Source organism: Histophilus somni (assembly GCF_014202395.1).
In the GTDB taxonomy this organism is placed as follows: domain Bacteria; phylum Pseudomonadota; class Gammaproteobacteria; order Enterobacterales; family Pasteurellaceae; genus Histophilus; species Histophilus somni.
The window spans coordinates 65,053-74,158 of sequence record NZ_JACHGQ010000011.1 but is presented as its reverse complement, the minus strand read 5'-3'; the positions used below and the strand labels follow the sequence as shown (position 1 = coordinate 74,158).

Below are 9,106 nucleotides of genomic sequence, written 5' to 3'. Positions count from 1 at the left end.
CTACAGTCTACAGTCTACAGTCTACAGTCTACAGTCTACAGTCTACAGTCTACAGTCTACAGTCTACAGTCTACAGTCTACAGTCTACAGTCTAGGCTAACGCCTTGTTGCAAGCCCTGCAACCTATTTTTTATATTATTAACCTTTAAAAATATCCCCATTTTCCCTTTTCAACCCCTCGGCGAAAATATCATTCGTCTTTTTTTGCTATGCCTTAAAAAGCAAAGCAATTTTCCGCTTAGGTTTATAACCGCTCTATAAATATAAAAACACAACAAAAACCCCAAAAAACAGATGAATAAACAAACAGTGAGTAAAGAATATGAACAAAATCTTCAAAACCAAATATGATATTACAACAGGTCAATGTAAAGCCGTTTCCGAGTTGGCAAGTAATCGCCAAATAGCGAGCAGTTCGGAGAGTAAGCCGAAGTGCGGTGTGTTTTTCGGTGTTTTCGGGGCGTTTAAACTCGCACCGCTGGCGTTAGCGTTGTCGGTGGTGTTGCCGGTGGAGGTTTTGGGACAAGGTTTTTCCCCCGGTGTTACAGGATTACAAGATGGTGAAGCGAAAGATGTCCAAAACATGATGAAAACGGGGATAAAGGGAGAAGGTTTTATCGATGTAGATGTAGGATCATTTACTTGTAGTAAACAAGGCAATGGAGCAGGAGGGGGATTTGGGGCTTCAAACAATCAAGGAATACACAATTGTTCAAGTAACCCCATCAAAATCAAACTCAAAGACGATATAACCCAAAAAATCACCAAAGCCACGGAGTTAAGTGATTTATTTTCGAGAGGGGGTCAAGAATTAGCCCCTAGTAGTGCAGAGGTGAATGTTGGTTCGGATTCTATACGAATTAGATGGAAAGACGCAGGTGCTGGTGAAAATAAAAACGTTATTAATGTAGGAAGCGGTAGCACCGAAACCCTACTAAAACATGTCGCTGCAGGTAAGGTGCAAAATGGCTCAACCGATGCGGTAAATGGCGGACAATTATATAGCGTGATTGAAGCCTTTGGGAAATTAGGCTCAGAGGTGTTAGGTGCACAAGTTTGGCTTGATGGAGAAAGTGATGGTGGAAAACGTTTCGGAAAATCAACGTTTAAGCCAGTTCAAAGTAATGGATATACAAGAAAAAGTCAAACCACGTTTAGAGAAGCTATTCAAGATACTATTGAAGCCATAAACCAAGGAATGACCTTTAAAGTTGGGGGAAATGGAAGTGGTAGCAGTAACAACAATACTATCAAAAGACAACTCGGACAATCATTGACCTTTAAAGGCGACGATTATCTGACTTTAAGCACTGAAGGTAGTAGTGGTAAGGACACAATTAAGCTTGCCGTCAATGCGACTGATTCAATTAACAGCACATCAGGCGGTAACAGCAACGGCAACGGCGATGACAAAAAATTAACGACTGTAAAAGCAGTTAGAGACTATGTAAATAGTAAAATTACAAGCGGTGGCGGAAGCAGTACTGGTACGCAATCTTTGCATTATTTGTCGGTGAATGATGGTACAAACGGTGCAGGTAGCGGTTCTAGCGGTTCGAGTGGCACAAAAGGCAACTACAATAACGATGGAGCAAAGATGGAGGGTGCTATCGCTATCGGTGTGGGGGCGGAAGCGACCGAAAAATATGCCATCGCCCTTGGGTACGAAGCGAAATCAAAAGCTGAACAAGCGATTGTAATTGGTAAGGACTTGAATGTTGATGTAAAACATTCCGTGTTGTTAGGCTCAGGTATTACGGTTACACAAGGCAGTAAAGAAAAACAAGATGCTGTTGTCGCTGTTGGTAACGGCGTTACATTCAACAATGCAAAAGGCTCAATCGCTATCAGTGCGGTTAATGAAGGAAATGGTTCTGACCATACAAAATTAGATAATGCCGAATGGTCATTAGCCCTTGGGAATAAAAACAAAATCAACAGCGGCACAGATATCGTGGCGTTGGGGAATAATATTACTGTCAACAAAAATGGAAATGGTGGTGATACAGTAAATAATAGCTTGGTGATTATCGGTAACCATGCAACCGCCCAAAATGCCCAAAACAGTGTTGTTATCGGTAAAAGTGCAACCTCCAAAGCCTCAGGTGCGGTAGCGATTGGGGAGAGTGCGTTTGTATCCACCGCCGCTGGCGATTCCATTGCGTTGGGGAGAAATTCTAAGGCGACAGCGACAAAGACTGCAATTTCAAGTGCTGACTTAAATGTCGGTACGGAAAGTTTAACATTCAGTTGGACTGGTGGCGGTGCTGGTATGAATAAATCCGTTGTCAGCGTAGGTGATGTTGGCAATGAACGCATAATTACCAACGTTGCAGCGGGTACTTTAACAGAGGGTTCAACCGATGCGGTGAATGCTGCACAGCTTGTCAGTGTTATCGATGTCTTCGGCAAACTCGGCACGGATATTCTGGGTGCGGAAGTGGATAAAAGTTCAAAAACATTTAAAAATTCATCTTTTGCGAAATTGAAAGATGCAAGTGGAAATGAGACCAGTAGTAACGCACCAAGTACTTTCAAAGACGCGATTGATAAAAACATCGCTAAAATCAATGAGGGCTTGAAATTCAAAGTCGAAAACGGCACAAGTGCGGGCGGTTCTGCTGGAAATTCAACTGAAATGACCCGTCAATTGGGTGCAACATTAACCTTTGCAGGCGATAAATATCTCACCCTGAGTGCTGATAGTAACAGTGGCAAAATTACCTTTGCTGTCAAAGCGACCGATACAATTAACGACGCAAATAGCGGAAGTTCGGGTAGTTCAACAGCCGACGACAAACTCGTCACGGAAATGGCGGTAAGAAACTATTTGACCGAAAAACTTAAAAATGTTGGCGGTACGTTAAGCCTCAAAGGGAATAATACTAAAAATACGGATTACGGCAAAGTTGAGTTAAACAAAGCCCAACTGGAAATAAAAGGTGATGGCGACATTGTGACAGAAGTTCAAAAAGACAAGCCAACCGTTACCATTAAACTTGGCGAGTCAGTGAAGAAAAAGTTAGGTATTATCAATGTCGGCACCAACAACGGCGATAATTCCTTTGCGTTGGGTAAAAATTCAAAACTAGAGACGAAAAAGACCGCACCTAAAGGAATAATGCAAAATGTAGGCAAAGATGATTTGACCATTAATTGGAAAAATGCAGGAACATCTAAAGATGAGATGGACACTAACAAAAAAGAAGTGATTAGTGTAGGGAGTTCAGGTGCAGAACGTATCATCACCCACGTTGCTGCAGGCGAAGTCCGAGATGGTTCCACTGACGCAATTAACGGTGGACAGTTGTATAGCGTGATTAATACCTTTGGACACTTAGGTTTTTCTGTGCTTGGTGCGGAGAAAGAAGACAAAGGAAAAGCAGGGTTTAAATTACCAACGTTTGCTAAGTTGAAAAATGCCAATGGGGCTGAAGATGCTGCCCCATTAACCTTTAAAGACGCTATTGATAAAAACATCGCCAAACTCAACAAGGGCTTAAAATTCAAGGGCGATAAAAGCGATGGAAACAACGGCGAAGCGAAGCAACTCTACCTCGGCTCAACCTTGACGATTAAGGGGGCGGAAATCACCGCACAAACACCTGCTCAAGGTGCGGGTGCAGCCAAACATCAAAACATTACCACTATCGCCAAAAACGGTGGCATATTGGAAATCGCCCTGAATCAAGATTTAAAAGGCATTACCTCTATCGGGAAAGATGAGAATAATGTTTTAACCTTTGCAAATAGTGCAAGCGGTACAAGTGGTACTTCACCAACTGCTACTTTAAAAGTCGGTGGAGCGTCTTTAACCTTTACTAAAGCAGATGGTAACAAAGTCAAAATTACTGGCTTGGCAGATGGAAAGGATGAGGGCAATGCTGTTACAGTCAAACAATTAACCGCTTCACAATTGCATTATCTCTCTGTAATGGGAACAGAGAAAAATGGAGGCAGTAATTACAACAACGATGGAGCTAAAGGGAATAATTCTGTTGCGATAGGGATAAGAGCAATGACAGAAATGACAGCAGATCATTCTATCGTGTTAGGTAATGATTCACAGTCAAAATCTAAATATGGCGTTGCGATAGGTAATAATGCTGTAATAGAAAATGGTTCAGATCATTCAATCATTATTGCAACTGGTGGCAATTCAGATAAAAGTCAAATTAGCAATGCTAAATGGGCGGTGTCTATCGGTAATAAAAATAACATCACCGGCGGAAATGATATTGTCGCCTTGGGGTCGAATATTAATGTAACCTCGTCTTCTAACGGCAGTAATGGCAATAAAAATGATAGCCTAGTTGTAATTGGTAACAAAGCGATGGCAAATAATGCCAAATGGTCAACTGCTGTAGGTGCAGAAACTCAAGTTAAATCCATTCAATCGTTAGCGTTGGGGTATCAAACAAAAATAGAAGCTAGCAGTGATTCTTCAATAGCGATAGGAACACAAGGAACCAAAATAGCCAATTCTCAATGGTCAACCGCATTAGGAAATGAAATAAAAATAACTGGTTCCGGTAATAATGTAGTTGCAATAGGAAGTAATCTTAATGTAGGAACTAACAATGCAGATTTAATTGTAATAGGAAATGGTAATAACGGTAGCCAACAAATACAAAACGCCAAAAACTCCGTCATTATCGGTAAACAGGCAATTTCCAAAGCGGAAAGTGCGGTTGTTATTGGTACGAGTGCGACTGTTCAAGCAAGTGCCGCAGGTGCGGTAGCGATTGGGGAAAGTGCGACAGTTGAAGAAAATGCAGGCGATTCTGTGGCATTGGGTAAAGGGTCTAAGGCGAAAGAGAAGCAGATTGCACCAACTGGCATTACACAAACTACTGGACAAGGTCAAGTAAAAATCACTTGGACAGGTGCAGGAACGTCTTCTAGTGGTGCAAAAGACAAAACCGTAGTCAGCGTAGGGGATAAGGGTAGCGAGCGGATTATCACCAACGTTGCCGCTGGATTGGTTCAATCAGGCTCAACCGATGCCATCAACGGCGGACAGCTTGCGGAAGTGATTAGCGTTTTTGGTAAATTAGGTTTTGATGTACTTGGTGCAGAGAAAGCGGATAGTGCAGATGGTTTCAAAAAATCCACGTTTACTGCTGTTCAATATACGAGAACGCCACAAGGAACACAGCAAGGAACACAGCAAGGACAAATAAAAGCCCCAACAACCTTTAGAGAAGCTATTAATGAAAGCATTACGGCTATTAACAAGGGCTTGATGTTCAGAGCGGATCAAAGTGCGGTAACAAATGGCACTCAAAACACACCGCACTATCTTGGTTCGACCCTTAGCATTGTGCGTTTAGGTATGAATCAGGCTGGTTCGTCTGCTACACCAGCTCCAGCAGGTACGCAACCAAGCATGACGGATTTCAGCGGTGCTAACCTCGTTACTCGATACAGCAGTGCTGATGGTAACGCCAAAATCGAAATCGGGTTTAAAAATGCACCGATGTTTGAAAAGGTTACGGTTTCTCAAGAGCAAACATATGATGGCGGAAGTGGAACTGGCGGAAATGCAGTTGATAAAAACGAACTCATCACCAAAGGCTACCTTGAACAAGCGTTAAATAAATTTAAGTTCAAGGTTGAAAATGGTAGTGGTAAGCCTATCGAAATCGGTCGTGGCGATACGTTGAAGTTTACGAACGGACAGAATATCCAAGTAACTGTAAAAGATGGAAATGATAGTGCAACACAAGCAAGTGCGGGTACGAATTCAGCTAGTGCGGTGGCTTCCGCACCGGCTCCAACACCAGCTGCTCCAGCACCGTCGCCTGCTCCAGCAGCTGCTCCGTCGTCTGCTTCGGCAAGTAGCACAACTACAGCAACTACAAAACCAACCACGAGTACAACAACGACTGGTACACCAACCGCACCTACTACGGCTGTTGTTACCATAGCGACAAAAGACGAGTTAGAAAATATAAAATCTATCTCCTCACCTAAAGGAAGTGCGGGCGGAAATGGTGCTGGCTCAACTGGAGAAGTCACCAAACTTACCTTAGATGCTGATAAAGGTGCGACTTTCCAAGTGGGTAGCACTGGTGCGAAAGTGAATATCAATAAAGAGGGTATTGCACTTACCCCACAAGAGGCGAATAATGCTGGTGCAGGCGGTGCGAGCGGTACCGATAGTTCACCAACCATTGCTATTAAAGTAGGTTCAACCGCTAGCGGTTCAAGTACTTCTAATAACGGTCCTGCTATCGAGTTTGCTAAAAATGGCACTAATGGCAAACAACAAGGCACAGGAAAAATCACCGGTCTGAAAGATTTAGAAGCAAATTCTGACGGCACGAGTGCGGTGAATAAAAACTATGTGGATAAACTGGATAAAGTGACGGTGAAATATGATGATGAACATAAAAAATCAATCACTTTAGGCGGTAAACCTCAAAATGGAGGTAAGGCTCATGACCCTGTTGCCATCAAAAATCTAAAATCCGCCTTGGGAATTGATAATGATAGTATGAAAGGTAAGTCTGAATCTGAAAAACAAGGTAAATCCCTTGATCTAGTGAAAAAACTGGTTTCCAACGGCATAAGTAGCCAGCAAGGGCAAAAAATGACTGAGCAACAAGATCTGCATCAAGCCGCCAATCTCGCTGACTTAAAAGCGGTTGCACAAGCTGGGTTGAGATTTAAAGGAAATCAGGGCGATGATGTAGTCAGAAAAATCAGCGATACCTTAACTATTAAAGGGGAAGAGGAAACTCAAAACGGTCAAACTACAAGTTCATTTAGTAGTGCCGCTGGTAACATTAAGGTAGAAGCCAATACAGCCAAAGATGGTTTAGAAATAAAACTGTCGGATACGTTGAAAAATATGAAAGCCTTTGAAACCAAAGAGGAGAGCGGTAAGAAATCGACGTTAAATAGCGAGGGCTTAACTGTTGAGAACAAAGGTAAAGATGGCAATAGTAAAGGTACCTCTGCCACCTATGGTGCGGACAATATCATGTTGGAAGATAAAGGTAAAAACAATAAAGCAACAATAACTGCTGAAAGCCTTATCTTTGCTGACAACGTAGCACAAAATCAGCAAAATCCAAAAATGCCAAAAGCTGTTCTTAATAAAAACGGCTTAACCGTAACCGGAGCAAACGGTGAAATTAAGATTGATGGTGAAAAAGGTATTATTACCGTACCGGATATTAAACCAACAACCAGTGAAAGTGCGGTGGTGAATAAGAAATATGTGGATACTTTACAAAGACAAACCGACCAAAAACTCAGCAATCTCAACAATAAACTGGATATGTCCAATAAAGAATTGCGAGCGGGGATTGCGGGTGCTTTGGCAACTTCAGGTTTGCCGATGTCTTCTGTGCCGGGTAAATCCATGTTTGCTGCTTCGGCAGGTTCCTATAAAGGACAAAGTGCGGTGGCGTTAGGTTATTCACGAGTAAGTGATAATGGTAAAATAACGCTACGATTGCAAGGTACTCGCAGTTCAACGGGCGATGTCGGCGGTTCGGTTGGTGTGGGGTATCAGTGGTAATTTAGCCAACTTGCTACACCCTAAGAAAAAACCACCGCACTAATTAAGTGCGGTGGTTTTTTTGTAAATAACATATCCTATTTCTTTATTGAATGTAAAAAATCGCTGAATGTCGGCGTGCTAAAATGAAATCCGGCTTCCAATAATTTTTGTGGAATAACATTTTGACTGTCTAATAAAATGGTCGCTCGTTCACCTAACAATAAATTAAGTAAAAATTTAGGAACTGTTGCGAAATAAGGACGTTTTTGCCATGCACCTAATTGGCAATTGAAATCTTTATTTTGAATAGGTTTTGGTGCAACGAGATTAAACGCACCTTTGTATTGTGCATTTTCCAGCAAGAACAGAATAGCTTGTAGCATATCTTGTAAGCTAATCCATGCCCAGAATTGTTTGCCGGTACCGAGTTTTCCTCCAAGTCCATAACGATAAATTGGTAGAATTTTTGTTAATGCACCGCCTTTTTCGGAAAACACCATTCCAGTGCGTAATAAACACACTCTGCTGTTGGCTTGTAAAGCAATATTTTCCCATTGTTGACACAATTGAGCGGTAAATTGATTTCCGCTCAGAGATTTTTCAGTAATGAGATTATTTCCTTGATCGCCATAATAACCTGTTGCGGAAGCGGAAATGAAACAATGTGGAGGTTTGTTACTGTTATTAATAAGTGCGGTTAAATTTTCCGTTAAATTAAGGCGACTATTAATGAGTTCGGTTTTATAGCCGGCTGTCCAATATTGGGCAAAAATCGGGGCTCCGGCAAGGTTGATAACGCCATCAAAATCATTGAAATTCTCATAATGAGACAGTGCTTTGACCAACTGAACTTGATTAGGTAGCTGATGACGAGCTTTCTCCATATCCCTAACTAAAGCGGTAATTTGATACTCTTTTTCCAGTAAGAGAGGGATTAAGTTTGAGCCAATCAATCCGGTGGCACCTGTGATGAATATTTTCATCTTATGTTCCTCATCGCAATCCTATAAAGAACTTTCGAATAATTTTTGGATATTAGTAATTAAAACCTGAATATCATTTCCTGTGGTGGGGGTAACGAAAATAGTATCATCTCCTGCAATTGTGCCTAAAATCCCCTCAGATTTGCCAACCGAATCCAGTAATCTTGCGATGAGTTGTGCCGCACCGGGACTGGTTTTGATAACAATTAATGTTTCGTTATGATCTACATCTAACACGAGATTTTTTAATGGGCTACCGGTATTAGGTATACTCAATTCATTAGGAAGACAATATACCATTTCCATACGAGTATTTCGTGTTCTCACTGCTCCAAATTTTGTTAACATTCTGGAGACTTTTGATTGGTTAACATGAGTAAATCCCATTTGTTGTAAAGCACTAACAATTTCGCTTTGGGAACCAAAGCTTTCTTGGGAAAGTAGCTCTTTAAAAGCGTTGACTAGGCTATCTGCTTTTTCATTAATCATTATGTATTCTCTCTTAAATCGACGTTGGGGAATGCTGCATAAAAATGCAAAATAGGTAGATAATTTTTATATTTATATTCTTAGTTTTCAACATTTAAAAATAATTTTTGTTAAAAATTTG

General features: G+C 41.4%; 3 protein-coding genes. 1 reads left to right on the top strand and 2 read right to left on the bottom strand.

Annotated features, from left to right (window positions below; all coding sequences use genetic code 11):
• The first annotated feature begins 322 nt into the window (after positions 1-322).
• Entirely contained in the window at positions 323-7,531 is a 7,209-nt protein-coding gene (locus tag HNR69_RS07890; RefSeq protein WP_087437265.1) for a YadA-like family protein, read from the top strand.
• 77 nt (positions 7,532-7,608) lie between these two features.
• Here HNR69_RS07890 and HNR69_RS07885 read toward each other — a convergent pair whose 3' ends face one another.
• Both HNR69_RS07885 and argR read right to left on the bottom strand, forming a co-directional pair.
• Positions 7,609-8,496: a TIGR01777 family oxidoreductase gene (locus HNR69_RS07885; protein ID WP_075294338.1), complete on the bottom strand. Its 888-nt coding sequence runs from the start codon at positions 8,494-8,496 to the stop codon at positions 7,609-7,611.
• Positions 8,497-8,517: 21 nt separating this feature from the next.
• The gene (gene argR / locus HNR69_RS07880; RefSeq protein WP_075294339.1) at positions 8,518-8,985 is read right to left on the bottom strand and encodes a transcriptional regulator ArgR; all 468 of its coding nucleotides are present in this window, start codon (positions 8,983-8,985) and stop codon (positions 8,518-8,520) included.
• Positions 8,986-9,106 lie beyond the last annotated feature (121 nt).

What these genes read in the sequence shown, in the direction of transcription:
- argR (WP_075294339.1), bottom strand. Translation starts at nt 8,985, where the DNA reads ATGATTAATGAAAAAGCAGATAGCCTAGTCAACGCTTTTAAAGAGCTA.
- HNR69_RS07890 (WP_087437265.1), top strand. Translation starts at nt 323, where the DNA reads ATGAACAAAATCTTCAAAACCAAATATGATATTACAACAGGTCAATGT.
- HNR69_RS07885 (WP_075294338.1), bottom strand. Translation starts at nt 8,496, where the DNA reads ATGAAAATATTCATCACAGGTGCCACCGGATTGATTGGCTCAAACTTA.